The 25,135-nt window shown below is 49.1% G+C and carries 21 protein-coding genes; 15 read left to right on the forward strand and 6 right to left on the reverse strand.

What is annotated here, in order from left to right:
• The first annotated feature begins 78 nt into the window (after positions 1 to 78).
• The 8 genes from gspG to KBW69_RS11495 are packed head-to-tail and all read left to right on the forward strand — an operon-like array spanning position 79 to position 5,676.
• On the forward strand, positions 79 to 519 hold the full coding sequence (gene gspG / locus KBW69_RS11460) for a type II secretion system major pseudopilin GspG (RefSeq protein WP_257254466.1): 441 nt from the start codon (positions 79 to 81) through the stop codon (positions 517 to 519).
• A complete protein-coding gene (gene gspH, locus KBW69_RS11465) occupies positions 519 to 1,103 on the forward strand; it encodes a type II secretion system minor pseudopilin GspH (protein ID WP_257280937.1) in 585 nt (194 codons plus the stop codon). Before gspG ends, gspH begins: the two co-directional genes overlap by 1 nt.
• Before the next feature lie 3 nt (positions 1,104 to 1,106).
• On the forward strand, positions 1,107 to 1,499 hold the full coding sequence (gene gspI, locus KBW69_RS11470) for a type II secretion system minor pseudopilin GspI (protein WP_257254468.1): 393 nt from the start codon (positions 1,107 to 1,109) through the stop codon (positions 1,497 to 1,499).
• A complete protein-coding gene (gene gspJ / locus KBW69_RS11475) occupies positions 1,496 to 2,134 on the forward strand; it encodes a type II secretion system minor pseudopilin GspJ (RefSeq protein ID WP_257280938.1) in 639 nt (212 codons plus the stop codon). Before gspI ends, gspJ begins: the two co-directional genes overlap by 4 nt.
• Positions 2,131 to 3,138, forward strand: a complete 1,008-nt coding sequence (gene gspK / locus KBW69_RS11480; protein WP_257280939.1) for a type II secretion system minor pseudopilin GspK — start codon at positions 2,131 to 2,133, stop codon at positions 3,136 to 3,138. The genes gspJ and gspK overlap by 4 nt, the downstream gene beginning before the upstream one ends.
• Positions 3,135 to 4,370, forward strand: coding sequence for a type II secretion system protein GspL (gene gspL, locus KBW69_RS11485; RefSeq protein WP_257280940.1), 1,236 nt, complete (start codon positions 3,135 to 3,137; stop codon positions 4,368 to 4,370). The genes gspK and gspL overlap by 4 nt, the downstream gene beginning before the upstream one ends.
• Complete coding sequence (locus KBW69_RS11490) at positions 4,367 to 4,915, forward strand: type II secretion system protein M (RefSeq protein ID WP_257254472.1); 549 nt, start codon at positions 4,367 to 4,369, stop codon at positions 4,913 to 4,915. Before gspL ends, KBW69_RS11490 begins: the two co-directional genes overlap by 4 nt.
• Before the next feature lie 5 nt (positions 4,916 to 4,920).
• Positions 4,921 to 5,676: a type II secretion system protein N gene (locus KBW69_RS11495; protein ID WP_257254473.1), complete on the forward strand. Its 756-nt coding sequence runs from the start codon at positions 4,921 to 4,923 to the stop codon at positions 5,674 to 5,676.
• A gap of 32 nt (positions 5,677 to 5,708) precedes the next feature.
• Here the strand turns inward: KBW69_RS11495 and KBW69_RS11500 are convergent, their stop codons facing one another.
• Positions 5,709 to 5,870: a hypothetical protein gene (locus tag KBW69_RS11500; protein ID WP_257280941.1), complete on the reverse strand. Its 162-nt coding sequence runs from the start codon at positions 5,868 to 5,870 to the stop codon at positions 5,709 to 5,711.
• Between the two features lie 242 nt (positions 5,871 to 6,112).
• On the opposite strand from KBW69_RS11500, the gene KBW69_RS11505 reads away from it, so the two are divergent.
• The 5 genes from KBW69_RS11505 (at position 6,113) to KBW69_RS11525 (ending at position 12,454) form a co-directional block, all read left to right on the forward strand.
• Entirely contained in the window at positions 6,113 to 7,387 is a 1,275-nt protein-coding gene (locus tag KBW69_RS11505; protein WP_257280942.1) for an ATP-binding protein, read from the forward strand.
• 14 nt (positions 7,388 to 7,401) lie between these two features.
• Positions 7,402 to 7,992 carry a hypothetical protein gene (locus KBW69_RS11510; RefSeq protein WP_257280943.1) on the forward strand — a complete coding sequence of 197 codons (591 nt, stop codon included), beginning with the start codon at positions 7,402 to 7,404 and terminating at the stop codon, positions 7,990 to 7,992.
• Between the two features lie 383 nt (positions 7,993 to 8,375).
• Positions 8,376 to 9,017: a recombinase family protein gene (locus KBW69_RS11515; protein WP_257280944.1), complete on the forward strand. Its 642-nt coding sequence runs from the start codon at positions 8,376 to 8,378 to the stop codon at positions 9,015 to 9,017.
• Positions 9,014 to 11,680 carry a ubiquitin-like protein gene (locus KBW69_RS11520; protein WP_257280946.1) on the forward strand — a complete coding sequence of 889 codons (2,667 nt, stop codon included), beginning with the start codon at positions 9,014 to 9,016 and terminating at the stop codon, positions 11,678 to 11,680. Before KBW69_RS11515 ends, KBW69_RS11520 begins: the two co-directional genes overlap by 4 nt.
• Before the next feature lie 348 nt (positions 11,681 to 12,028).
• Positions 12,029 to 12,454: a hypothetical protein gene (locus KBW69_RS11525; protein WP_257254243.1), complete on the forward strand. Its 426-nt coding sequence runs from the start codon at positions 12,029 to 12,031 to the stop codon at positions 12,452 to 12,454.
• A 211-nt stretch (positions 12,455 to 12,665) separates the two neighbouring features.
• Here the strand turns inward: KBW69_RS11525 and KBW69_RS11530 are convergent, their stop codons facing one another.
• Together KBW69_RS11530 and sbcD are read right to left on the reverse strand one after the other, a co-directional pair.
• Positions 12,666 to 16,331 (reverse strand): AAA family ATPase, encoded by a 3,666-nt coding sequence (locus tag KBW69_RS11530; RefSeq protein WP_257280947.1) that lies wholly within the window; start codon positions 16,329 to 16,331, stop codon positions 12,666 to 12,668.
• Positions 16,328 to 17,638 carry an exonuclease subunit SbcD gene (sbcD, locus tag KBW69_RS11535; protein ID WP_257280948.1) on the reverse strand — a complete coding sequence of 437 codons (1,311 nt, stop codon included), beginning with the start codon at positions 17,636 to 17,638 and terminating at the stop codon, positions 16,328 to 16,330. The genes KBW69_RS11530 and sbcD overlap by 4 nt, the downstream gene beginning before the upstream one ends.
• A gap of 138 nt (positions 17,639 to 17,776) precedes the next feature.
• Here sbcD and nagB point away from each other — a divergent pair, with 138 nt between their 5' ends.
• Both nagB and KBW69_RS11545 read left to right on the forward strand, forming a co-directional pair.
• Positions 17,777 to 18,577: a glucosamine-6-phosphate deaminase gene (gene nagB / locus KBW69_RS11540; RefSeq protein WP_257280949.1), complete on the forward strand. Its 801-nt coding sequence runs from the start codon at positions 17,777 to 17,779 to the stop codon at positions 18,575 to 18,577.
• Positions 18,578 to 19,044: 467 nt separating this feature from the next.
• Entirely contained in the window at positions 19,045 to 19,833 is a 789-nt protein-coding gene (locus tag KBW69_RS11545; protein ID WP_257254248.1) for a hypothetical protein, read from the forward strand.
• Between the two features lie 80 nt (positions 19,834 to 19,913).
• Here KBW69_RS11545 and pntB read toward each other — a convergent pair whose 3' ends face one another.
• The 3 genes from pntB to KBW69_RS11560 form a co-directional block, all read right to left on the reverse strand.
• The gene (gene pntB, locus KBW69_RS11550) at positions 19,914 to 21,314 is read right to left on the reverse strand and encodes a Re/Si-specific NAD(P)(+) transhydrogenase subunit beta (protein WP_257254249.1); all 1,401 of its coding nucleotides are present in this window, start codon (positions 21,312 to 21,314) and stop codon (positions 19,914 to 19,916) included.
• A gap of 20 nt (positions 21,315 to 21,334) precedes the next feature.
• Positions 21,335 to 22,867, reverse strand: a complete 1,533-nt coding sequence (locus KBW69_RS11555; RefSeq protein WP_257280951.1) for a Re/Si-specific NAD(P)(+) transhydrogenase subunit alpha — start codon at positions 22,865 to 22,867, stop codon at positions 21,335 to 21,337.
• 661 nt (positions 22,868 to 23,528) lie between these two features.
• Positions 23,529 to 25,124: an isocitrate lyase gene (locus KBW69_RS11560; RefSeq protein WP_257254251.1), complete on the reverse strand. Its 1,596-nt coding sequence runs from the start codon at positions 25,122 to 25,124 to the stop codon at positions 23,529 to 23,531.
• Positions 25,125 to 25,135 lie beyond the last annotated feature (11 nt).

The following is a 25,135-nucleotide window of genomic DNA, read 5'->3' on the forward strand; positions in this document are numbered from 1 at the left end:
GGTTTAAGTTAAGCGTTTTTCAGAAAAAAACATGAGCCTGATACAGATCGGACCATGTGGATTAGGAGTTAATGACCAATGACTACGAAAAAGGTAGATCGACAAAAACAGCAGGGTTTTACCCTGATCGAGATCATGGTGGTGATCGTGATTCTCGGCGTTCTGGCCAGTATGGTGGCCCCGAATGTTCTGGGTAACAAAAAAAAAGCAGACCAGCAGAAGGCGGTCAGTGACATAGTGACGCTGGAAAACGCACTGGACATGTACAAGCTGGACAATAATCACTTCCCATCCACTCAGCAAGGGTTGAATGCTCTGGTAGAACAGCCTTCCGGCAGCCCTCAACCCGGAAATTACCGTGACAATGGCTACATCCGTCGTCTACCCCAAGACCCGTGGGGTAATGACTACCTGATGCAGTCTCCCGGTGAATTTGGTGATATCGATATCTTCTCTGCCGGACCTGATGGACAGGCGGGTTCTGACGATGACATCGGCAACTGGAACATGAATTCCTGATGAAGCACGCTGGTTTCACCCTGCTTGAAATTATGCTGGTTCTGGTACTGCTGGGCATTGCTACCGCTGTCGTATTGCCTACTCTGGAACCGGCAGACAGTTCTGCACGTTTAAAAACGGACGCAGAGCGATTTGCTGCTCTGGTGAAAACTGGCCACGAAGAGTCATTGCTCAAAGGTAAAGACCTTGGGGTCAGGTTGACCGACAACGGCTATCAGTTTATGGAGTGGCACGAAGACCAATGGCAGTTAATGCAGAGTGACCGATTGCTCACAGAGAAAGAGCTTTCAGAAGCCATCAATCTGGACTTTATGCCGGGCGAGCTGATCTGGCAGGCTGCTCTGGATGCTGAAGAGCAGCATGATAGTGACTCGTTTTTCACCGACTCAGGGCTGTTTGAAAACGAAGAAAGCATGAAAAAACCTGATCTCTATATTTGGTCCAGTGGCGACGTGACCCCGGCTGAAGTGCGGTTTCAGTCTGCCAGCGACAGTCGTCGCTTTTTTAGCGTGATGATCAGGGAAACCGGAGAAGTAACCGTGGTCAGTGCAGATGAGTACGACAAGACAAGTGGCCGGGGCTGATAAATGAAACGTCACGCAGGCTGTTCCCGACGGGCCAGGGGCTTCACTTTGTTAGAAGTGCTGATGGCCATGACTATTCTCGCCATCGCTGGTATCACAGTGCTCAGAACCAGCAGTGAAAGCCTTGATAACAGCCAGTACCTGAAGAACAAAACCATGGCTCGCTGGGTGGCCGACAATGAACTGGTCGATCTTTACCTGAAGGAGCAATGGCCGTCCCAGACCTGGAAAAAAGAAACCCGTGAGCTGGCAGACCAAACCTGGCATGTCCGATACCGAAGTGTGCGTACGGCGGATGAAAATTTTCGAGCCATCCAGGTCGAAGTCCGACTGGACCGTGATGACAAGAAAGCCGCTCTGGCCAGTCTGCAAACTTACACGGTGAAGCGGTCTTGAAGTCATTGAACACCGTGCGACGCTGGACCCAACAGGGTTTTACCTTGCTGGAAATGTTGGTGGCCCTGACCATTTTTGCACTGGTCAGTATGAGTGCCTGGCAGATTCTACAGGGGGTTATGGGGGCCCGGGATGTTGCCAGCGATCATCAGAGTCGTATTCAGGAAATTGACTACGCCATGATAGTCATGGAACAGGACTTCCGGCAAATGATTGACCGGGGTGTGCGGGTCGATGGTGAACTGACGAATCAAAGTCTGTTTGCCGGTAAAGATATGCTGGAATCCGATGACGAGGCAGCGGCCTTTATTCGTTTGGGCTGGCGTAATCCGCAAGACAAACTTCCCCGCTCCAAATTGCAGAAAGTCAGCTACCGGCTTAAGGACGGCGTGCTTGAGCGTCAACACTTTTATGTGCTGGACCCGGAGGAAAATGCGGAACCCGTAGTCAGGGATCTGTTAACCGATGTCCGCTCACTCAAGTTTCAGTACTTCGTTAAAGGCCTGTGGGTAGAAACGCTCGGCAATACCCTGCCCCAAGGCCTGAAGATTAGGTTTGAGCTGAATGATTTGGGGATCATCGAGCGGCGCTACGTGCTTCCCGGGAACTGGGAAGTTCAGGAGCAGGAGTCATGAGGAGCCTGATTTCGGATAAAAAGAATAGTACATCCTTTAAGCGTCGGCAGTCGGGTGTCGCACTGCTGATTGTTATGTTCGTATTGACGCTTATGGTACTGATAGCGGCAGAGATGACTTTCGGGTTTTCCCTGCAAATGCGGCGGACCGCCTCCCTGCAGCAAATAGAACAGGCACGCTGGTATGCACTGTCAGCCGAAGAACTGACAATCAAGGTGCTTCAGGACGAGTTTGATGAGAGCGATGAAACCGTGAATCTTGGCCAAACCTGGGCCACGGGGGAAGTGACTTTTCCGATGGATAGTGGGGCAATCAAGGGAGAAATTTCCGACGCTCAGGCTTGTTTAAACCTGAATGCTTTGCAGGCATCGGATAAAGAAGGGCAGACTTCGGTTGAAGTCAAAGTATTTCAATCCCTGATGGAAGCACTGGAAATTGAGTCCTATCAGGCCGAAATAATTGCACAATCAACCAGAGACTGGGTAGACAATGACAACACCCAGGCATCAGGCATCGGCGCGGAAGACAGTTATTACCAGTCTCTGCCAGTGCCCTATCTGGCCAGTAATACCATTATGAGATCGGTTTCGGAGTTGAGAGCGGTTAAGGGCGTCAATGCCAAAATCATGAGAAGGGTCAAGCCTTATATCTGTGCATTGCCGGCCACCGAGATGAAGATCAATATTAATACTCTGTCGCCAGATCATGCACCGGTGCTCAGTGCCCTGTATTTGGGTGAGCTTCCCTTAGAGCAGGCAAAAGGGGTATTGGAACAGAGGCCGGAGGATGGCTGGAAGAGTGTGGATGAGTTTATTCAGCAACCGTCTCTCTCCAACTTCAGTGCCGGAGGCACCCACGAATTGATGTCGGTGGACAGTCAGTATTTTGTGATGACTGCAACCGCTTCCTATGCGGACTCCAAAGTCCGAATAAAAAGCCTGCTGCGGCGGGAAGAAGAAAATAAGTTCAGCGTCATTCGCCGAGAGTTTGGAGGGCTTGAGTGAGCCAGCATCTTATCATCAGGCTGCCCGGAGATCCCGGCCAGCCCGTTCACTGGCAACGCTATCCAGTAGAGCAGGGGCCAGTGATTCAGGCGGCAGATGGGGAAAAAGCCTCCTCTGGCATTCTGCCGTCTGTTGAAGACCTGGGAACACTGACGGAGTCATTCCCGGATACCAAAACCATTGCCCTGGTTCCCACGGAGCTGGTCAGTGTTCACTGCCTTCAGGTTGAAGGCAGGCTGAGCAAGGCGGTATTAAAGTCACTGCCTTTTCGTCTGGAAGATGATCTGGCTGAGGACGTAGACGATCTTCATATTTCGGTCATCGCGAGAGAAGGGGCTCAGGTTTATCTGTCCGTGGTCGCTCATTCGAAAATGGCTTTCTGGTGTGAAGCAATGAATCAGTCCGGCCTTAAAGTCAAAACCATGATTCCCGAAGCTTTGGCTCTGCCCTGGACCGAGGGAGAGTGCTCGGCGCTGGCCATGGATGAACGTTGGATACTGCGGGATAGCCGCTGGCAGTGGGCTGCCTGTGATCCATCCTGGCTGAGCTTCTATCTGGCAGCAGACGACTCGGAAGAGACGCCTCTGAAAGTGAACAGTTTCAGCGAACTACCTGAGAACCTGACGGGGGAATGGAACCGGGAAGCTTCGGGCCCTGCTCTGGAAGTATTGGCAGCGGGTGCGGTCAGTGCTGACTCACAGAAGAACAGCCCCAACCTGTTGCAGGGTGTCTGGCAAGTTGAGTCATCCATCATCAAGAGCCTGAAACCCTGGAGGCTGGCTGCCGGACTCCTGGCTTTTACCATTACTCTGTTTATGGCTCAGGCAGTATTGAAATCGGTACAGTTGGAACAACAGGCTGATCAGCTTCAGGCGCAGGCGCATAAGATCTACAGTGACATGTTCCCCGGTGAGCGGATTGTGCGTCTACAGTCGCAAATGAGGCAGAAGCTAATGGCCTTGAAAAGTAACAACAGCGATGACTCGGGTCTGCTGAAACTGCTCGATCAGACTGCACCCTTGTTTAAACAATATCCCCAACTCAATACTGTTACTTTGTCGTATAACCAGTCTCAGCAATCACTGCGGGTGGAAGCCACTGCGAAGGATTTTGATACTTTTACGGCATTCCGGGAAGAGTCGGGTGAGCAACTGGTGATCACGGTTGAAACACTGGAGAAGAGTGGTGATATTGCCAATGGTACGCTAATCATCAGGGGGAGTGATTCATGAATGACATCATGGAAGGCTTCAATGAGCGCTGGCAACAGGCTCAGAGTTTCTGGCGTGGCCTGAGTCGGCGCGAGCAGCAACTCTGTATGGTGGCAGGGGCATTTATTATTGTCTGGTGCATTTGGCAGGGTATTTTAAACCCTTTGTCAGAACGTCAGTTAGCTGCCGAACGGAAGCTGGTGGCCAGTCAGAAGTTGTTGGCTTCTGTACAGGAACAGGCCAGTGAGATTGTCAGGCTACGTCAGGGTCAGCCAGACAAGGGCCGCTATCTGCTTTTACCTCTGGACCAGATGGTGAATAAAACCGCAAAAGATTTTGATCTGCGCATCACCGGGGTGCGAACTGTTCGTGATTCATTGCAGGTCGATCTTGATACAGTGGGCTTTGATCGTTTACTGGCATGGCTAGTCAATCTTCAACAGCAGGGAGGAGTTGAGATCAGGGAGTTGGAGGTAGAAGCTGCCGAAAAGCCCGGTCATGTGATCGTTAAGGCTTTGAGAATACAAAGAGCATTCAGCAGTGAGACAGCCTTCAGCGAGAGTTAAGACATATGAAGAGAATCATTACTCTGGCCGCACTGGCCGCAGTTTCTTACACAGGTTTTATGCTGGCAGAGCTACCAGCCGCTTTTGTCTGGCGTCATGCACCCAAAATGCCGGGGATTGAACTCGAAGATCTCTCAGGCTCACTCTGGTCGGGTTCAGCGCAGGAATTAACCATCAACGGTATCGGGCTTCAGGAAGTCAGTTGGGATCTCCAGCCTTCTGCACTGCTGACCGGAAAGGTCAGCGCGAACGTTGAGGTCGGTGATCATTTTTCTGCCGTTGTGGGTCAGGCGACAGTGACCTACAGTCCTCAGGGTGTGACGATTGAAGATCTTCAAGCAGACGCTACGGCAGGCTGGTTGCAGCAGCTTGTTCCCATGCCGGTTCCGGCAACCGCCAAGGGTAATATCAATCTGGTGGCAAACTCCCTGGTTTATGAAAAAGGTCTGTGTGTCGAGCTGGACGGTCACATGACATGGGAAAGAGGGCGAATCAGCAGTCCTCTGGGTGACGTGAAACTGGGTAAAGCAGATGCTGATCTCACCTGCAAGGGAAATACTCTGCAAGGTAAAATTCGCCAGTCATCCGAATTTCTGACAACAGATGCCGTTTTCAGCTTTAATCTTAACGGCAGCTATTCGTTGAACGGGAAAGTGTCTGAAGGTGAGGCCCTGCCAGAAACCATGAAAGACGGCATGCAATTTCTTGGAAGGCCGGATTCTCAGGGGCGCTATCCTTTAACATTAAGAGGGCGAATTTAATTCGCAGTTTTCAAAATGATCTGGCCGCATATTCAGGGGCATTCTGCCTGAAAGCTTTTGTGCCAATCATTGAACTCCTCAGGCAGGCCTTTCCACGGAACCCCCGGTACCAGCAAGCCAGAAAATCGCCTCAATAAATCACCTGTTGTCAGCTGTCGGCCCGGGATCAGTGACTTTGCCCGGCAGCGTGTCATTGATCAGATCCCATTGTTCATCTTTGATTGCTGTGCGAGCAGTCGTAGCAAACCTGAACGCCATACTCTATATCATTTTCAGGTGTCCTTTCGGTCAGGTTACTGATGCACTGCCTGGTCGATTGGATAAGAATACCCACCTAATATTAAATCCAATTTGGTCTTGGAAAAAATCCTTTTAAGTCTGTGCTAAAATCCATAAAAGTCTTAATAATAATCCATTTTGGACGGATGATTTCACCATGTCCTATATCCCCAGAGGTATCGAGCCTTATCTTCAGGCGTGTCTGGCTGATACGCCGGTGGTCGTGATTACCGGTCCTCGGCAATCGGGCAAAACCACCCTCGCCCGACATTTTCTGAACCGGCCTGAATATGAGGAGACCAGTAGCTACCTGACTCTGGATGATGAGAATATTCTTGCCATTGCCCGTAACGATCCCATCGGTTTGCTGCGTAGCCAGTCCCGGCCAGTGGTGATTGATGAGGTGCAGCGGGCACCTGAGCTGATTCGCACGATTAAATTGCTGGTTGATGAGGATCGTCAGCCCGGTTCGTTTATTCTGACCGGCTCTGCGGATCTGATGACCTTGCCGACGCTGGCAGACTCGCTGGCCGGACGTGCCGAGTTTGTCACCCTGTATCCTTTTAGCCAGGCAGAGCTAAAGCAAATCCCATCCGGACAGCAAGAAAGCGGCGATATTATTCACCAGTTACTGGCTCCGGACTGTCTCCCAGACGCTTTAAACCCTCTTGAATACGATCAGGTTATTTCAGCTATTGTCTGTGGCGGTTATCCGGAGGTTCAGCAGCGTTCGCCGGGGCGCAGAACCCGCTGGCACCGGGCTTATGCAGATGCCATTGTCCGAAGGGATATAGGAGAGGTGTTTCAGCTTCAGAAGCTGGATGCAATGGCGCAGTTGCTCAAGCTGTTGGCGGCGCTGTCATCAGAATCCCTGAACTACGCCAGTCTTGGCAAGGCAGTGCAGATGGATAATAAATCGGTTCAGAAATACGTGTCGGCACTGGAAAATCTTTATTTGGTCAAGCGCATTCCGGGTTTTCATCGCAATGAACTGAAGCGGGCCATCAGGCAACCCAAGATACATTTTGTCGATACCGGATTGCTCTGTGCCATACGAGGCATTAACGAAACTGCAATTCAGGCAGATAGAAACTTGATGGGGTCGTTGATGGAAACCTGGGTGTGCACCGAGCTGTTAAAGGCTATTGCTGTCAGTGAAGAAGAGTGTCAGCTATTTCACTACCGGGATAAAAATAAACGAGAGGTGGATTTTATTCTGTCCGGCAACAACGGCCAGGCGACAGGCATTGAAGTGAAGGCAGGCATGACCATTAAGCGGGAGATGTTTGCAGCTCAGGAAATGCTCATAGAGGCAGGAAGTATCCGGCGGGGGGTGATTGTATATAACGGTGACAGGGTGTTGCCCTTCTCGAACAATCTGATGGCTGTACCGGCAGGATGTCTGTTCTGCCCCGGCGGGTTTTATATGTAGGAAGCAAAACGCTTATGGATTACCAGTACCAAAGAAAAAAGCTGGTTAACTGGCTTCGCTCCCAGTTAACCGGCGACCTTGGCGAGGGTGAAATACTGACGGGCAGCTCGCCTCTGGACCGTTATTTTACCGGCATTTTGTTTCCTCTGTCCCAATACGAAGACGCTGAAGAAGATACACCTGATAACGATGATCCTGATTCTGCCCAGTCGATTCGTTCAACCAGGCGTTACCAGCCTCCCTGTTCTGCAGGCATGTCATTTTTCCTGACGGGTAACAAAATTACGTTGCGGGTTTATTATTCTGCCTGGAGCTTTGCACCTGAAGGAAAGAGTCATTACCGCAATATCAAGGGCTGGGTCAAAAGCTGTCTTACGGAAGATGGTGGCGAAGAGGTTGTTTTCAAAAAGCCTGATACCTTGGCAACGACACACAGCGAAACCAGAGAAGTGCTAAACAACCGGGGGAAAATAAACATTTTATGGCGTCTTCACGGGAAGGGTCTCTGCATCATCAATCACCATCCTGTCACCACTGGCTTACCGACAATCACAGGCAGCACATCCGACCGTCAGCCAAAATCACTTCATCACTCCACTGGATGAATACGCTGTCCGATACTTTCCGCATCAAACCATTACCTTTGCAGAGATCAGGCATTTCAAGAGCATTGAAAACGACGTTATTATCATCACTGATATGAAAAGCCCTGAAAAAACAGCAAAAGATTCTGAAATATCCAAGTATTATGTTGCCATGACAAGAGCACGTGAGCTTTTATGTGCTATTTGGCTATAGCTCGCTGCTGTTGGGCTGCGCCTCCCCTGACACATTTTTCCGCTTAGTTGCAAATAACTCAAAGCCCTTGTCAGCCAATCCACAGAGCATGGCGAAAACCTGAAGTCCATCTTTGACGTCAACCAATCTGCCGTCTATTTTTCAGGCAGTTATTGACTAATACGAACATTGCTGTTTCCTCCCAATTGCCATGAAACTCGGTTATGCCCGTGTCAGTACACGTGACCAGAATCTAACTCCCCAGATCGAAGCCCTTGAAGAAGCTGGATGTAATAGGATTTTTCGGGATGTTGCTTGTGGTACCAAGTCAGAGCGCCCCGGTCTGGATGAGTTGGTGACTGTATTGACAGGACACCCCAAACTCAGCAATGACCTCAAACGCCCGATGATGGAAGAGATAGGCACGAGAGCCACCACTTTCACCCTGGACAGCTTTCACAAGCACAAAAAGGATTACATTCAGTGGCTATTCACCCAATGCCTTCAACCAAAGACGAAGCCAGAAAGCATCATCAAACCGGAAGCTGTTGAATACTTGGCAAAAGCACTGGCGACACCACTGCAAATCAACCAGTATCTGAGTTTGGTGCTGACGGAAGGCCTTCATGCCGGAATCAAGCCTGTTACCGAAGAGCGGGTTAAATCAGTACTGGCTTATGACCTGAGTAGCACTGAGGCGCAGCTGGTCCATCAGGGGTATGACGCTCGTATTTTGGCGGATGCTCTGGATATCAAAAATAAGGAATTAAGAGGATTTATACGGGCTGAGCTTTCCAGTACCCGGCGGGATGAGATTATGAACGCCATAAAAGGGTTGGGTGTTGTATTATGAATTTTTTTTATGAAACACAAACAAATAACAACGGGGGAAAAATAATAAAGAACTTCACTTGGTCAATTATAGAATGGGGTGTGATATTGTGGGGAGTCTATATCTTTCCAAGCCTGGCTAATGCAGAAAAAGTTACGACACTTGAATGGCTTCCACCTTTGTTGGAAAACCAGGAGTATCAAGTAAAATCCAGCTTAAAAGTTAAATCAATTCAGCCGGGGGCATCATCTTCAGACCAAATTTCGATAACATTATTTGCCGAACCCTATCAACACATTGTTGCGTGTTCAGAAGAGATTAGTATAGACGGTGAAGCCCCTGTTGATATGATGCGATTAGGCCACTTCCCCCCAATAAATACTTTCAGTTTGGTCATTAAGAATCCACAATCATATTTAACACTTAAAAATCCTTGTCTCTGCCCCCCAGCGACTTTAGAGCAATACCCCTACAAGATTGGGCAATATTTGTTTTCTGACCAACCGATAATGGCGGTCAGCCAAAAAAAGAAAAAGAGCAAAAACCACCTTTCTTCTTCCAGTTCAGATCTCATTGGAGGAGTGCTTGAACCAAAATCAGATTTGAATTATTCACCTGACAGCGATGGCGGTTTTTGGTTTGACGATGACTACCGGAAAAAGCGACCGGGTTGGATTCCACAACAAGTCAGTACAGACTGGAGTATGGATATATTGCCTGTCATGAGGTTGGACTGGGATTGGAACAGGATACTGCCGAGCGAGAGAGTAAAAAGCTGGCTCTTTGGAAGCAGGGATGACGAATCAGGTGTTAGATTACTTATTAACATAAATGGTCAGCCTACTGATGACCTGTTTCTCAGCCCCTTGCAATATCAGCAATTATTAAAACATATGAGTAGTACAAGAGAATTGATGTTGTGGCTAAAACCAAGGCTCACTGGTCTTGAGGCATTTATAGATGCACTGCTTGAAATCGGACAGTCGGGAGAATACAGCCTGGCTTTGCAGGGCGCACTTGAAGAGCAGCTTGCATCAATCTTGGAACAACCTCATCAGGATTTAGATTTAAACTTTGAAATAGACGCGTTGCAAAATGCCCTCAACAACCTACTTCCTGAAGCAGCGATTCATCAATTAGGTGGAAGCCAGAGTACTCAATCAAAGCAACCACCATCTGGTGAAGCGTCAGCAAACAGTCAGTCAACCAATTCACAGCCCAGCGCATCAAAAGTGCCAAAGAGTGGTAGTATTCAGAAACAGGGAGCTGGAGCGCCGCAGGGAGAGGATGGAAAGGATCCGTTGGAAGCAGATGCCAGTTTTTCAGAACCTCATCACCATTACTTGCTTAAAGTGGGTAGACGTCATTTTTATTTAGATAAGCTGGATGTTCTCAGGAAAAAAGAGAAAAAAGCTTATAAAACCTGGGTAGAGACGGTTGATGGTGTTGCTGTCCTTTTGACAGATATTGACCGAACTGGCGATACAGACATTCCTCCAGTGTCAGAAATAATTGAAAACCCAACCGTGGTTGATTACCTAAACCGCTATGGCAGTGTATTGTCTTTCAAAGATTATGATCAGCTTAGCAGTGGGGGTTCTTCTTTTCTTTCCGTAATGCTGCAAGAAAAGTGGCAGTATTTGACTCTGCCCATAGTTGCTATGCTACGCAAACGAAAAAAACTGGCTGAGCATATGGTTAAGTATGGTGATTATGAAGATCCATTCGAAACCTGTTATAAAAACAGAGAGCTTGATCAAATAATGGAGTACATGGCGAATTATATTGGAAATTATGATTTTTCTGACGAAGTTTCTGAACGATTAAGAGATCTAAATGCAACAGATAAAATATATATTTTCTGCAGATTCATTAACGGAAACATAATTACACTCTACGTTTCTCCCCATGTAAGACTTGAGTACTTAAAAGAACTTATACACGATAAGGAGGGCACCCCTCCTGATCAAATGAGACTTGTTTTTGGTGGCAACGAATTAGAAGGAGAAACGAACAAAACCCTTTCTGATTATAAGATTTTAAATGAAAGCACTATTCATCTCGTGCTTAGATTCAGTGGCTCAGGAACCATCATTATGCATCACGGAGAAGCGGAAATAAATTCACTGCTTACGCGTTATGAGAGAGGAGAACCCATCAAACAAATACCATTAAGGTTTCTTCACGTATCCTGTCATTCCTACAAACCTAAAAGCCTGTATGGAAATGAACGCTTAGCGGGCATCATGCTTTATTCCGCAGATGGCAAGTTAGATTGGGTAAAAAATGGAGTTCATTGCAAGGCTGGTTACATTATTATTCAAAGGACTCAGGCTATAAAAGGTATCAAGTCATCATTCCCGTCACAAATACATGGAAAGCTTTATAAATCGGTTTTTGGAGAATATCCAGATAGCTCTGTTATTGGTTGTGGTTTTTCTTACAATCCTGATAGTCAGGAGTGGGTATTTAACTCCATAAGCTTGAATATCGTGGACGACGACTATCATGACGGAAGCAAAATATTAACAGAGATAGAAAAAGACCTGCTTATTGATGCAGTAAAAAACTGGTTTTATACAGGCGAACAAAACTTTAACACTATTGAAGATGGAGAGGGGTTTGTCTTACCTGAAGGAGAAAGGTTTTTTTCAAAACATGCCACATGGATTCCTCACAGATAACCCAGTTCCTTCAGCACCATCTTTGAACGAAATTAAGGCTGCAGCCCCGCCTCTTTAGAGTCGGGTAAGTCGAGAGAAGGCAAGACCGGGTTGATAACCTGAGTTTGGTACTGGTATTTCAGCAAGTGAAGAAGCAGGGTCTTCAGGTGTGACTCAAGGGTACTGGATATCTATCGCCCATTGTAGACCAGAAACCAAAGAGAACTCAGAGTAACTGCCGGGTAGATGGATACTATTGACAGAGGAAGGAACTTGGGTTTATAGATCACAGGAAAGGTTATCATTAAACCTGAATTTGCATCAGCCACCCTGGTTGACTGGGTCATTCTTCCTGTTAATGGAAATTCCATGAATAAAATCTTTATGAGAATTCTATTGTTTGCTCTCGTTCTGGCCGGAGCCACTGTCTTGTATCTAAAGTTTAAACCGGTTGAAAAGCCTGTCAGTCCCGCTCCGGAGCTGACCCAACTGTTGGAAAGAGCCCAGCTTCAGTCGGAAGAAATGGCCATGCCAAAAGCAGAGCCCACTAATCTGGCAGACTGGCAGATGCTGATGCAGCAGATAGCTGACGACAACGGCTTGCGGATTGGTGTCAGAGAGGGCAATGCCCAGCAGGCTGAAATCTACATCAGGAAAGGCTCGGTGGCGTCCTTTGTGAACGGGTTTGCGGATATGTACGCCAGAGGACTCAGCGTTCAGAGCATACGATTGCTGGAGACCGGAGAGCCAGGGCAGGTTAAGGCTGAAACAGTGAAGCTGCTGTTGAGTCCTTAGCTCTCACCGTACAGTTTTCACTGAGCTGAACCTGGTGACTGATCTGATGCAATCATTGCAGCACCTCCCAGTCATCTGATACTGAGTTCTTCTGGCCGTCGAAAGAGATAACGCTATCTTTCAAGAGTTCTTTCGGATCTTTTAGTGGATCTTCCTGATAAGACCTGATGAACAGTGCCGGTTTCCCTTGAGAAGTAAAGACCAATGTCGTCTACTTGGCCACAGCATAACGCTTGTCCAGAGTACTGTATCCCAACCCAGTCTCTTTCCTCACTTCAATACGCGTAGGAATCCTTTCTTTCAGTGATTCAATATGTGAGATAACGCCTACCATCTTTCCTGAAGCGTTCAGGTTGTCCAGGGCATCCAGCGCTACTTCCAGTGTCTCCTGATCCAGTGTGCCGAAGCCTTCGTCCAGAAAGAGCGAATCAATACTGGTTTTGTGACTGACCAGATCAGACAAGGCCAGTGCCAGTGCCAGACTGACCAGAAAGCTCTCTCCTCCTGAGAGGGTTTTGATATCCCGGGCAGTATCACCCTGCCAGGTATCAATGACTTCCATGCTGAGAGCTTCGCCTGCTTTTCTGTTTAGCTGGTAACGACCATGCAGCCTTTGTAACTGCTGGTTGGCGAGGTAAATGAGGTGGTCGAGGGTCAGTCCCTGGGCAAACTTACGAAACTTGTCGCCTTTTGCCGAACCAATCAGGCTGTTGAGATGTTCCCAGACGGCAAACTGCTGTTTCTGGCGGCTAATTTCATCTACCCAGCCAGACAACTGCTGACGCTTTTTCTGATCTTCAGTGAGTGCCTGTCGGATTTCACCCAGTCGCTGATTGTTCAGGCTCAGCTCTGCGGTCTGTTGTTTCAGGCAAGTCAGAATCTCTTCAGAGGCCTGTTCAGTCAGGGCTTCCTGCAATAGCTTTTCCAACGAGGCAGCCGCCAGTTTGCAACGTTCGGTACTGCGCGCAATGGCCTTGTTCAGAGTGTTTTTCAGTGCTTCCAGTTCTGTACGTTGTTCAGGAGCAAGCAGGGACTGCTCAAACTGTTCGCTGGAATCAAAAGGACTGTCTTCCAGAGTGCTTTGCCAGTGTGCCTCTTTTCCCTCCAGTTCTGACTGATGAGTTGTTTGGTCATTAAGGTGTTGTCGGATAGAGCCGGACAGTTCGCTGACAGCGCGCAACGCTGTCTGCAACCCTTTATCTGCGCTACTAACGCTTTGTTCAGCGGTGACTATAGCTTGTTCGATCCTGCTGCGTTCCTCGCTGACCTTCAGTTCGCCAAACAGTGTGAATCTCATGTCTTTGCGATCAGCCTGCTCTCTTTCGATCTGTTCCAGTTGCCGGTTTAATTGATCAGCCTGTTGTCGGGACTGAAGCAGATTCTGCTCAAGCATCTGTATTTCATGATTAAGCGTTTGCAGTGCCTGTTGTTGCTCCAGACTCTGCTGATGGCATGTTTGCCAGCGATCTTTCAACGCTTTTTGTTCAATGAGCCAACCGTCCTGGTTTTCAAGTGCCGGAAGCGCGGTTTCAAGAGAGTGATGAAGGGCGAGCTCCAACTGGCTCAGTTCCTGTTCCTGCCCTGAGAGCTGCTGAGTCATTGTTCCGACTTGTGCCGAAGCCTGACTCAGCTGTTGTTGCAACAGAGCCAATTGAGACTGTTTCTGATCAAGCTGCTGCTGTTCCCGAGTTGCCGTCTGTTGGGCGCTTTGCAGTTGCTGGTTGATCGTATCCAGCTGTTTGACTCGCTCATTAATGGCTGACAGCTGCTCTCTGGTGTTGTTTAGCCAGGTGTGAACCTGTTCAGTGTCAGAGATATTCAGCTGAATCTGAAATGACTGACAAAGCTTCTGCCACTCTTTCTGCGTTGATGCCTGCCAATCCTGTAATTCCAGAATGCGCTTTTCTGATGTGGTGCACAGCGTTTTGAGTTCTGTTTCCAGCTGCTTTTTCCGGGTTCCCTGCTGCTCCAGTTCTGCCACAAGCTGCTTCTTTTCTTCCTGTCGATAAAAAGTGGAATCGACGTCTACCTGTTGATAACTCTGTACAGCAGGGTGTGTTTTTGAGCCACAGAGTGGACAGGCTTCGCCATCTCTCAGTTGATTACGATGCTCACTAAGGCTGGCAATCGTTTTCTCTTGAAGCAGCAGGGTTTCCAGATCTTTCAGGTGCTGAGTTTCTTTTCTGTATAGTTCCCTTTGCTGAGTCAGTTCTGCCCGAACAGCGGTGAGTTGCCTGCTATTTTCATCCAGTGTCGTTTTTTCTGCACACAGGCTGGTGTGGTTTTCAAGATGCTGCTTAACCAGCGTTTTCAGCTGCTGGCACAGTGGCACTTTTTCCATCATGGCGTGTTGTTGTCGCCTGACTAAAGACTCTTCCTGACCCTGAAGCCAATGCTGGCGTTGAGTCTGCCGTTGCTCCAACCATTGACGGGACCGGGCTAACCTTTCCTCGCTGACTTTTTGCTGTTCCAGCAACTGTTCGTGTCGGGTGCTGTCCTTCTCAATCCGGCTATGCTGTTCTTGAAGCGAGTGTCTGAGCTGATGAATCTGTTTGACCAGAGACTTTCTTTGACCAAACTGCGAACGCCAGAGCGGCAGCTGTTCTGCCAGCTTCTCATGTTGAGCATGTTGGGCCAGGTAGTCAGAGGCCTGTTTTAGAGCGTGCTGAAGTTGTTGGCGATTCTGTTGTTGTGTTGAGTACTGCTCTTCCAGACTTTGAAATGTTTTCTGACGTTCTTTCTGTGCTTCAGACAGCTCGGCCTGACTGCGTTGGGCTTCGGCGATTTGAAGATCCAGCGGAATGATCTGATCAGCTATCAACTGCTCGGTTTCTGCTTTCTGCTGTTTGACCTGCTTGAGGTTTTCCTGTGCACTTTTGCTAGCCTGTTCTTTTTCCGTCAGGGTTTCCTTGAGGGTTTGTTCTTTCTCTGACAGATCATCCAACTGTTTCTGACGATGAGCAGCCGCCGCCCTCAGGGTCGATAGCTGATCATAGACGGGCTTTATTTCCAGAGCAGGAATCGATTCGTCCAGTTTTTTCAGGGTTTCACGATGGGCTTCCTGTTGTTCCACATTTTGCAGGTGTAAATGCTCGGACGCTTGCTTTTCTTGCTCAAGCTCTGCTTTTTTTTCCAGCCAGGTATGTTGTCTGTTCAGTTCATCAATCTGGCTCTGTATCCTGCGGCTGGATTCCGTCAGGTCGGTCTGCTCTTTAGCCAGATTTTCCATAACACTGTCGTCCAGCAGCTCAACGCCTTCGGTTCTGGCCTGTAGAAGGTTGAGTGTTTCCTGCTCTGATCGTGCTCGCTCAAACACCCGGCGGGAAATTTCTCCGTAGATATCCGTGCCTGTCAGTTCTTCCAGAAGCCCGGCCCGGTCATTGGCGCTGGCCTGCAGAAAAGCAGCAAAGCCCCCTTGGGCCAACATCATGGACTTGGTGAAACGACCAAAGTCCAGACCGGTGATGTCACTGACGATTTTTAATTTGTCGTTGATGCGGCTGGTCATAATGGCGCCATCCAGTTTCGCCAGCTCCACTTGTGGACTCTGCAACTTACCGTCTGCTTTGCCTCTGGCCCGACGCTGGGACCAGAATGAACGATAGCCCTGTCCCCGAACTTCAAATTCCACTTCCGCCAGAGATTCTGACGTATGACGTGTCATCAACTCGTTATCGTTGGCTGAGACGCTGCTCAGTCGAGGTGTCTGATGATAAAGAGCCAGACAGATGGCATCCAGTAACGTGGTTTTTCCCGCCCCCGTTGGGCCGGTGATGGCAAAAAAGCCGTTGTTGCGGAAGTTATCTTCGGTGAAATCAATTTTCCACTCACCTTTTAGCGAGTTGATGTTTTTCAGACGTAGACTGAGGATTTTCAAACCATTGACTCCTTCTCGTCCTCAGGCTCAGAGGTGTTGCGGTCTTCTTCCGGTTCATCCAGAGTGGCAAGGATTTCATTAAAAGCCTGACTGAGAGTGGCTGCGCGTTGCTCATCAATATCTTCGTCGCCCAGTCGACGGGCAAATACTTCAGAGACATCAAGCTCGTCAAGCGTTTCTTTGCTCTCGCTTTGCAGAGCAGCACGGTTGATTTCGCGCTTTCGACGCACTCTTAATACTTCCAGATTTCTCTCTTCCAGCATGATCTGTATTGGTTTTTGCAGATCAGTGAGGTAGTCATCAGTGCTGACTTCCAATTCCAGCCAGGTGGTCAGTGGGCATTCGTCATCGATCTTTTCCAGCGCGTCCTGAATGGTGTCCAAATTGCCTTTGAGGCTTTTGAGGCAACGAAATGTGGGCACTTCCAGCTCTGTGATGTCTGGCGCAGCACCGGACTCAAGGTCAACCAGCACAACTTGTTTGCGGCAGGATGTCTCATCAAAGCTCAGTGGAATGGGAGAGCCTGAGTAGCGAATATGTGCCTGATCCGAGACTTTCTGGGCGCGGTGCAGGTGTCCGAGGGCTATATAGTCAGCCGGAGGGAAAGCACTGGCCGGAAAAGCCGACAAGGTTCCTATATAAATGTCCCGCACCGACTCAGTCATTTGTCCACCCACTGTGGTCAGGTGCCCTGTTGCTATGGTTGGCAGATGTTTATCGGAGGCCAGTTTAAATACTTCCTGATAGTGCCTGGCGATTGCGTTCTGCAGGGCTTGCTGCTTATCGGTATCGCTGTCACCTGCCTGACTTTCCAGAACATCTCTGGGGCGGATAAAAGGTATGGCACACACGACTGCGCCGGGCTCTCCCTGATGGTTCTTTAAAACCACTATCTGGTCCTGCGGGTTTTCTGTAACGCCACCGATCACATGGGTATTCAGGCAGGCCAATAAATCTCTGGACTCATTTAAGGTTGCGACCGAGTCATGGTTGCCTCCGACAATAATCAGCTGCTGGCAGCAGGTTTTCTGGAGGTCGACAATGAAGCGGTTGTAGAGCGTTCGTGCATAGCTGGGAGGTGTTCCGGTATCAAAAATATCACCGGCGATAATAATGGCATCCACAGAATTCTCGTCGACGGTTTTTAGCAACCAGCGGATAAATGCCTGATGTTCAGGCTCTCGGCTCTTGCCCATAAAGTGTTGACCAAGATGCCAGTCAGACGTGTGAAGAATGCGCATGTATTTTGGATTAACCAGAAAGAGGAGCGGATAGTAGAGAATAAGAGAAATTCGTCTCTTTTTCACGAAACATTGATCTGTGAGATAGGCCGGTATGTGCAGGGGTGATAATGTGACCGGTTACATCACGCCGAAAAAAGGGTGACAAATGTTCATCGTCCGGCTAAACAGAATTCTGAAAGTCTGCAACCAGAAGGATAAACTATGCGCTTAATTCCTCTATCCGCTAAACCCGACGTGGGCAAATGGGCCGCCAGGCACATTGCCAGACGGATCAACGAGTTCAAGCCAACGGCAGAGAACCCTTTTGTTCTGGGTCTGCCAACAGGCAGCACACCTTTGGCTACCTACAAGAACCTGATTGAGATGAACCGTGCCGGCGAAGTGAGCTTTAAGCATGTAGTGACCTTTAACATGGATGAATACGTGGGTATCCCCGCCAATCATCCGGAATCTTACCGCACCTTCATGTTCAAGAATTTCTTTGAGCATGTTGACATCCCCCAAGAAAACATCAATCTGCTCAACGGCAATCCTGCAGACCTGGAAGCTGAATGTCAGCGCTATGAGGACAAGATCAAATCTTGTGGTGGCATTGATCTGTTCATGGGTGGAGTCGGTCACGATGGCCATATTGCCTTTAACGAGCCAGGTTCTTCCCTGTCTTCACGCACCCGCATCAAGACCCTGACTGACAAGACCCGTCAGGCCAATTCCCGTTTCTTCGAAAACGACATCGATCAGGTACCCGAACTGGCCCTGACCATTGGCGTGGGCACATTGATGGATGCCCGTGAAGTCATGATTCTGGTCACCGGTGCAGATAAGGCTTATGCCCTCCATGCTGCGGTCGAAGGTTCCGTGAACCATCTGTGGACTATTTCTGCCATGCAGATGCACCCGAAAGCCATGATCGTCTGTGATGAAGAAGCCACCATGGAATTGCGGGTGAAGACCCTGAAATACTTTGCTGAGCTGGAAGCTGAAAATATTCGCGGCCTCTGATTATCAGGCACTCACTGTTGAACGCTCTATCTGAGAAGTGCAGCAGCTTTGTGACAGCTTCTTAAGGATGAAGAGTGTCACCAATTGAAACAGCAGGCTCGCCGGATCAGAACGGATATTCCGATATCAGGAAAGTCATGCCCTTGAGAATAAAAAATGGCGGAGTAAATTTTTTTCACGGTAAAAAAAAGCAGTTATAGAAATGAGTATCTATAATTGAGCGGTGGTTTAGTCCGGAAACTTCATTAAATGTCGAGCTTCTTGTTCTGCTGCATTTCGGCCGACGTAATTAGTTGTAGGTCGCAAATGAGTTGGCGAGAAGTGGACGTGTGACGTTCGTTTATTTTCGTGCAGATCAATAAACGGTGACTCCGGTATTGGTGTTATTGTTGAAGCGAACCTAATGCTGGTTGATGCGTCTTGATGATTTTTCAGGGTTATAACATCAGAAGAGGCTTTTTTTAGTTATGAAAGTTTTACTGGTTTTACCCGTTAGTATATTTCTTTCCAGTTTCGCGTCCGCAGCAGATGTGGTATTCAGAGACGAAACGGTGGGGATCGGTTACGGCTTCAGTGCCAAGGCCGATGGCTTTGAATATAGTGCTTTGACGCACTTCAGGAAGGTGAGTGGCTTGTCGGTCACACTGGATGCTGTTGAAAAGTCCGGTGTTTACGTTCCCATTAATACCAATATCAGTCTCCAGAATGTGAATGATGATACTCATCCGACTGATGCCAAGTACCCTCAAGGAAGTGTAGGCTGGTCTCTGGACAGTCCGGATGTGTATAGGCCTACTTATACTTTTACCGTATTTGCGGGTGGTAAATTTTATTATCCCGATGAGCAGTCATACCAGATTTCATTGTCTGTAGATGGCAGGGAATACGGTCCGGTGGTGACAGACCCTCAAAGTAACTGGTCACCTACTTATTTTAATGCAGTGCCCTTCGCGGAGAGTAGCAGACTCACTATAGTTCTGTCGCCACTACCTTTAAGCCCGCTACCAGAATGCTCATCAACTGAAAAAAGCACGGTTTTGCTGTCGGGTGCCTGCAAGCTGTCGGTGTCTGAAAACCCAGTACCTGAGGGAGGCTCAGTACCTGAAAACCCATCGCCAGAGAATCCAGTAGTTGAAAACTCATCGCCAGAGAATCCAGTAGCTGAAAACCCATCGCCAGAGAATCCAGTACCTGAAAACCCAGCACCGGAAAATCCGGTACCAGAAAATCAGCAGCGTCAAGGTGATGAGGCTTAATATACTCTTTCTTGCATGAAGCAAATTTCTAGCAACTGCTTTACCCGGATAGAAGTAAGACTTTTATCCGGGTATTCATGTCAGAACTGTTTAAGAATACCTTCGACGGTGCCGTGGGCGTCTCCGAAAAGCATACGAGAGTTGTCTTTAAAGAAAAGAGGGTTCTGGACGCCAGCATAGCCTGTAGCCATGGATCGTTTGAATACCACTACCCTTTCTGCTTCCCAGACACGAAGTACCGGCATACCCGCAATCGGACTGCCTGGATCTTCTGCCGCTGCCGGGTTTACGGTATCGTTGGCACCAATCACCAGAACGACATCGGTTTCGGTAAAATCGTCGTTGATCTCATCCATCTCTTCAACGATATCGTAAGGCACTTTTGCTTCAGCCAGCAAAACGTTCATATGGCCTGGCAGACGACCCGCAACCGGGTGAATGCCAAAGCGCACCCTGGTGTTCTGAGCCAACAACTTATTGACCAGTTCTCTCAGGGGATGCTGAGCCTGGGCGACGGCCATACCGTATCCGGGAGTGATAATCACACTGGAAGCATTTTTCAGCATTTCAGCGACTTCTTCCACATTGACCTCAGTGTATTCACCTTGCTCCTCACCTTCTGCTACAGAGCCGCCTTCGGTGCCAAAACCACCAAGAATAACGGATATAAAGGATCTGTTCATGGCAGCACACATCAGGTAGGAGAGTATGGCACCTGACGAGCCTACCATGGCACCTGTGATGATCAGCAGATTGTTTCCCAGCATGAAGCCAGTAGCCGCAGCGGCCAGGCCTGAGTAGGCATTCAGCATGGAAACCACTACCGGCATATCTGCACCACCGATACCCATAACCAGAGTGATACCAAAAACAAAGGCCAAACCTGTCATGACAATGAGTGCCAGAATACTGTCCTGCTGTACGTATATGACCCCCATAAGAATGGCCAGAACAATCAGGCCCAGGTTAGTCCAGTGGCCGCCGGGCAGTGATACTGGACGGCTGTTGATGTTGCCATTCAGTTTCAGGCAGGCAACAACCGAACCGCTGAAGGTGATTGCACCAATGATAATGCCAATGAAAATTTCAATGCTGTGAATCAGCTGATCAGCAGGCGACACCAGATTGGCAGCCGCCCTGGCCATTGATTCTGAAGATTCAATGGCGCTTGAAAAGCCGATCAATACCGCCGCCAGACCACCAAAACCATTGAGGATGGCAACCAGCTGTGGCATTTCGGTCATTTCCACTTTCCTGGCCAGGAACAGACCTGTGGCTGTGCCCACAATCATCATAATGGTGATATAAGTGAAGCCTTCGAGGTGCGCATATCCCAAAGTGGCCAGCACGGCGATGACCATACCGATCATGCCATAGAGACTGCCGCTCTTGGCTGACTCCTGACGACTGAGGCCTGCCAGACTCATGACAAACAGCAGTGCTGCTATCAGGTAGGCGGACGATAATAATCCTTGTGACATTCCTGTAACTCCCGCTGCGATTAATTATCTCTGATGAACATCTTGAGCATCCGCTGGGTCACAGCGAAACCACCGACAATATTGATCATCGCCACCAACAGGGCGATGCCCGACAGAGCCAGAATAATATTGTTGTCACTCCCCATTTGCATCAGGGCACCAATAACGATGATGCCGCTGATGGCGTTGGTCACACTCATCAGAGGTGTATGCAGGGCGGAAGTAACATTCCAGATGACGTAGTAGCCAATGATGGACGACAGAACAAATACGGTGAAGTGCTCGAGAAAACTGGCCGGAGCTGAATGGGCAACCCATCCGAAGATGGCCGCACCTGCAGCGATCAGGGCAGGCTTTAACCAAGGGCGCGAAGGCTTATCTTTCTTGACTTCATCAACTTTTGGAGCCGGTTTGGCTACCTGAGCAGCACTGACTTTAACAGGCGGTGGAGGCCAGGTGATACTGCCCTCTTTCACGACGGTGAGACCACGGACTACTTCGTCCTCAAAGTCGATGACCAGGTTGCCGTCTTTCTCAGGTGTCATCAGTTTCAGCATATTTACCAGGTTGGTGCCGTATAACTGGGATGACTGGGTCGGTAGCCGACTGGGTAGATCGGTATAACCGATGACAGTGACACCGTGCCTGATCACAACCTTGTCTTTTTCTGTGCACTCACAGTTACCACCGGTCTGTGCGGCCAGATCGACAATAACACTGCCCGGCTTCATGGCTTTAACCATCTCTTCCAGAATCAGCTTGGGTGCCGGGCGACCCGGAATCAGGGCGGTGGTGATAATGATGTCGACCTCTTTGGCCTGTTCCATGAACAGAGCCATCTCGGCGTCAATAAAGGCCTGACTCATCTCTTTGGCGTAGCCGTCGGAAGAGTCCTGTTCTTCTTCGTAATCGAGCTCCAAGAATTCAGCCCCCATGCTTTCTACCTGCTCCTTAACTTCAGGACGGGTATCGAAAGCGCGGACAATAGCTCCCATGCTGCCAGCAGCACCCAGGGCGGCCAGACCGGCAACACCGGCACCAATAACCATAACTTTGGCAGGTGGGATTTTACCAGCAGCAGTAATCTGGCCATTAAAGAAGCGGCCAAAGTGATGTGAAGCTTCGACAACAGCCCGATAGCCACCAATATTAGCCATAGAGCTGAGGGCGTCCAGTGATTGGGAGCGGGACAGCCGGGGTACGCTGTCTAAAGCCAGCACGTTGACGTTGCGCTCACTGAGCTTGTTCATAAGCTCTTCATTTTGACCGGGCCAGATAAAGCTGGCCAAGGTGGCGCCGTCTTTTAATAGAGATATTTCGTCGTCTGTAGGTGCATTGACTTTCAGGACGATATCGGAACCCCAGACTTCTGAGCGTTCTGCTATTTGAGCGCCAGCCTCTATAAAAGCTGCATCATCAAAGCTGGCTTTAATACCAGCTCCACTCTCAATGATGACGTCATAACCGAGCTTTTGCAGCTTGCCTATCGTATCAGGCGTAGCAGCTACCCGGTTTTCGTTTTCCTGAATCTCTCCAGGGATCCCTATCCGCATATCGGTCACCTAGTGTAGCTATCAAGTGTCGCTATAAAATGTTCTGGCAGACGTGGGCTGCCGACCAGTAGTTGTGCCTTCACCGTCGTTTTTCATCGCATCAGTACAGAGCACGACGATGGCTTAAAGCTGTCTTTCTTTACGGGAGACGATGCTTGTCAGAACACTGTGTTTTTTTGACCCTGTTTTTCATGGCCTGGGCCTCCCTAATCCGGCTCAATCCGAACTTCATCCCTGAGAGGTACTCGGGTATGAATTCCGATCACGTATAGTATGTGATTTTAAGTGAAAAGGGTAATTAACTACATGAATAGTATGTTTTCCGTTAGCATAACTTTTCGATTTCCGGCTTTTACGTACTGTCATATCTGTCTCTCTGTATATGTATAAAGATTCTCGTGGATAGCTTTGAAGTGGAAGATTATGACAATTTATTCTTAATAATGAATAAATTCTCTTTTTTAAAGGGGTATTGCGAGTAAAAGTTTGGTAGGTTGTGTTAAGGTTTGATTTCAATGTCCCGTGTCTACGGACACTGCCCGGGATCAGCTGATCCTAAGTCTACTCAATGAATCGGGGCTTTGCTTGGTCAGAATGAGTCAGGGCAGCGAGAAGCTGCCCTGACTGGGTGCGTGAAATTCACGCGGGGGAGGCGAATTCTTTAGCCAAACTGATTCATGGTATTGTCTTCACCGGCCGCTTTCAGTGCAGCATCACCAGAGAAGTATTCTTTGTGGTCATCACCCATGTCTGAGCCAGCCATGTTCTGATGTTTAACACAGGCAATACCCTGACGAATTTCTTTGCGCTGAACGTTAGCTACATACCCCAGCATGCCCTGATCACCAAAGTACTCTTTAGCCAGATTGTCAGTGGACAGCGCGGCGGTGTGGTAAGTTGGCAGAGTAATCAGGTGGTGGAAGATACCTGCTTCACGGGCAGCGTCAGCCTGGAAGGTGCGGATCTTCTCATCAGCCGCCTGGGCCAGTTCAGTTGCGTCGTACTCTGCACTCATCAGTTGAGCACGGTCGTAGGCAGAAACGTCTTTACCTTGTTCGCTCCAGGCATCGAATACCTGCTGGCGGAAATTCAGAGTCCAGTTGAAGGACGGTGAATTGTTGTAAACCAGCTTGGCGTTAGGGCAGGTTTCACGAATCTTGTTAACCATCTCGGCGATCTGGCCAACATGAGGTTTTTCGGTTTCAATCCACAGCAAGTCGGCACCGTTCTGCAGGGAAGTGATGCAATCCAGAACTACACGCTCAACACCGGTGCCCTGACGGAACTGGAACAGGTTGCTGGGCAGACGCTTGGGACGAACCAGCTTGCCGTTACGGTTAATGATCACGTCACCGTTGTTCATGTTCTCTGGAGTCACTTCTTCAACATCCAGGAAGCTGTTGTACTGGTCACCCAGGTCACCCGGTTGATTGGTTACCGCCAGCTGTTTGGTCAAGCCAGCACCCAGGGAGTCAGTACGGGCAACAATTACCCCGTCATCTACACCCAGCTCCAGGAAGGCGTAGCGAACCGCGCGGATTTTGGCCAGGAAGTCTTCGTGAGGAACGGTTACCTTACCGTCCTGGTGACCACATTGCTTCTCATCGGAAACCTGGTTTTCAATCTGGATACAGCAGGCACCGGCTTCAATCATTTTCTTGGCCAGCAGGTAAGTGGCTTCTTCGTTACCGAAACCAGCGTCGATGTCGGCAATGATAGGCACAATGTGTGTCTGATGGTTGTCGATCTGGCTCTGAAGGTCTGCTTCTTTAGCGGTATCGCCAGCCTTGCGGGCAGAGTCCAGTTCACGGAACAGGCCACCCAGTTCACGGGCGTCAGCCTGACGCAGGAATGTGTATAGTTCTTCAATCAGGCCGGCTACAGACGTTTTCTCATGCATGGACTGGTCAGGCAGAGGACCAAACTCAGAGCGCAGTGCAGCAACCATCCACCCAGACAGGTAAAGGTAGCGACGATCCGTGTTGTTGAAATGTTTTTTGATGGAGATCATTTTCTGCTGACCGATGAATCCATGCCAGCAGCCCAGAGACTGGGTGTACTTAGCTGTGTCAGCGTCGTAAGCCGCCATGTCTTCACGCATGATCCTGGCGGTGTAGCGGGCAATATCCAGACCGGTCTTGAAACGGTTCTGCGCTTTCATGCGAGCAGCGTATTCAGGATTGATCGCTTCCCAGGAAGAGCCCTGAGTAGCTTTGAGTGAAGCAATTGCGTCAATATCGTTCAGGTAGTTTGACATGATCAGTCCTT

Origin of the sequence: Endozoicomonas sp. ISHI1, assembly GCF_024606225.1 — a bacterium.
Lineage (GTDB): Bacteria > Pseudomonadota > Gammaproteobacteria > Pseudomonadales > Endozoicomonadaceae > Endozoicomonas_A.

Excerpts from the sequence above, each read along its gene's own strand:
- gspG (WP_257254466.1), top strand. The coding sequence starts at position 79 with ATGACTACGAAAAAGGTAGATCGACAAAAACAGCAGGGTTTTACCCTG.
- gspH (WP_257280937.1), top strand. The coding sequence starts at position 519 with ATGAAGCACGCTGGTTTCACCCTGCTTGAAATTATGCTGGTTCTGGTA.
- gspI (WP_257254468.1), top strand. The coding sequence starts at position 1,107 with ATGAAACGTCACGCAGGCTGTTCCCGACGGGCCAGGGGCTTCACTTTG.
- gspK (WP_257280939.1), top strand. The coding sequence starts at position 2,131 with ATGAGGAGCCTGATTTCGGATAAAAAGAATAGTACATCCTTTAAGCGT.
- KBW69_RS11490 (WP_257254472.1), top strand. The coding sequence starts at position 4,367 with ATGAATGACATCATGGAAGGCTTCAATGAGCGCTGGCAACAGGCTCAG.
- KBW69_RS11495 (WP_257254473.1), top strand. The coding sequence starts at position 4,921 with ATGAAGAGAATCATTACTCTGGCCGCACTGGCCGCAGTTTCTTACACA.
- KBW69_RS11500 (WP_257280941.1), bottom strand. The coding sequence starts at position 5,870 with ATGACACGCTGCCGGGCAAAGTCACTGATCCCGGGCCGACAGCTGACA.
- KBW69_RS11505 (WP_257280942.1), top strand. The coding sequence starts at position 6,113 with ATGTCCTATATCCCCAGAGGTATCGAGCCTTATCTTCAGGCGTGTCTG.
- KBW69_RS11510 (WP_257280943.1), top strand. The coding sequence starts at position 7,402 with ATGGATTACCAGTACCAAAGAAAAAAGCTGGTTAACTGGCTTCGCTCC.
- KBW69_RS11515 (WP_257280944.1), top strand. The coding sequence starts at position 8,376 with ATGAAACTCGGTTATGCCCGTGTCAGTACACGTGACCAGAATCTAACT.
- KBW69_RS11520 (WP_257280946.1), top strand. The coding sequence starts at position 9,014 with ATGAATTTTTTTTATGAAACACAAACAAATAACAACGGGGGAAAAATA.
- KBW69_RS11525 (WP_257254243.1), top strand. The coding sequence starts at position 12,029 with ATGAATAAAATCTTTATGAGAATTCTATTGTTTGCTCTCGTTCTGGCC.
- nagB (WP_257280949.1), top strand. The coding sequence starts at position 17,777 with ATGCGCTTAATTCCTCTATCCGCTAAACCCGACGTGGGCAAATGGGCC.
- KBW69_RS11545 (WP_257254248.1), top strand. The coding sequence starts at position 19,045 with ATGAAAGTTTTACTGGTTTTACCCGTTAGTATATTTCTTTCCAGTTTC.
- pntB (WP_257254249.1), bottom strand. The coding sequence starts at position 21,314 with ATGTCACAAGGATTATTATCGTCCGCCTACCTGATAGCAGCACTGCTG.
- KBW69_RS11555 (WP_257280951.1), bottom strand. The coding sequence starts at position 22,867 with ATGCGGATAGGGATCCCTGGAGAGATTCAGGAAAACGAAAACCGGGTA.
- KBW69_RS11560 (WP_257254251.1), bottom strand. The coding sequence starts at position 25,124 with ATGTCAAACTACCTGAACGATATTGACGCAATTGCTTCACTCAAAGCT.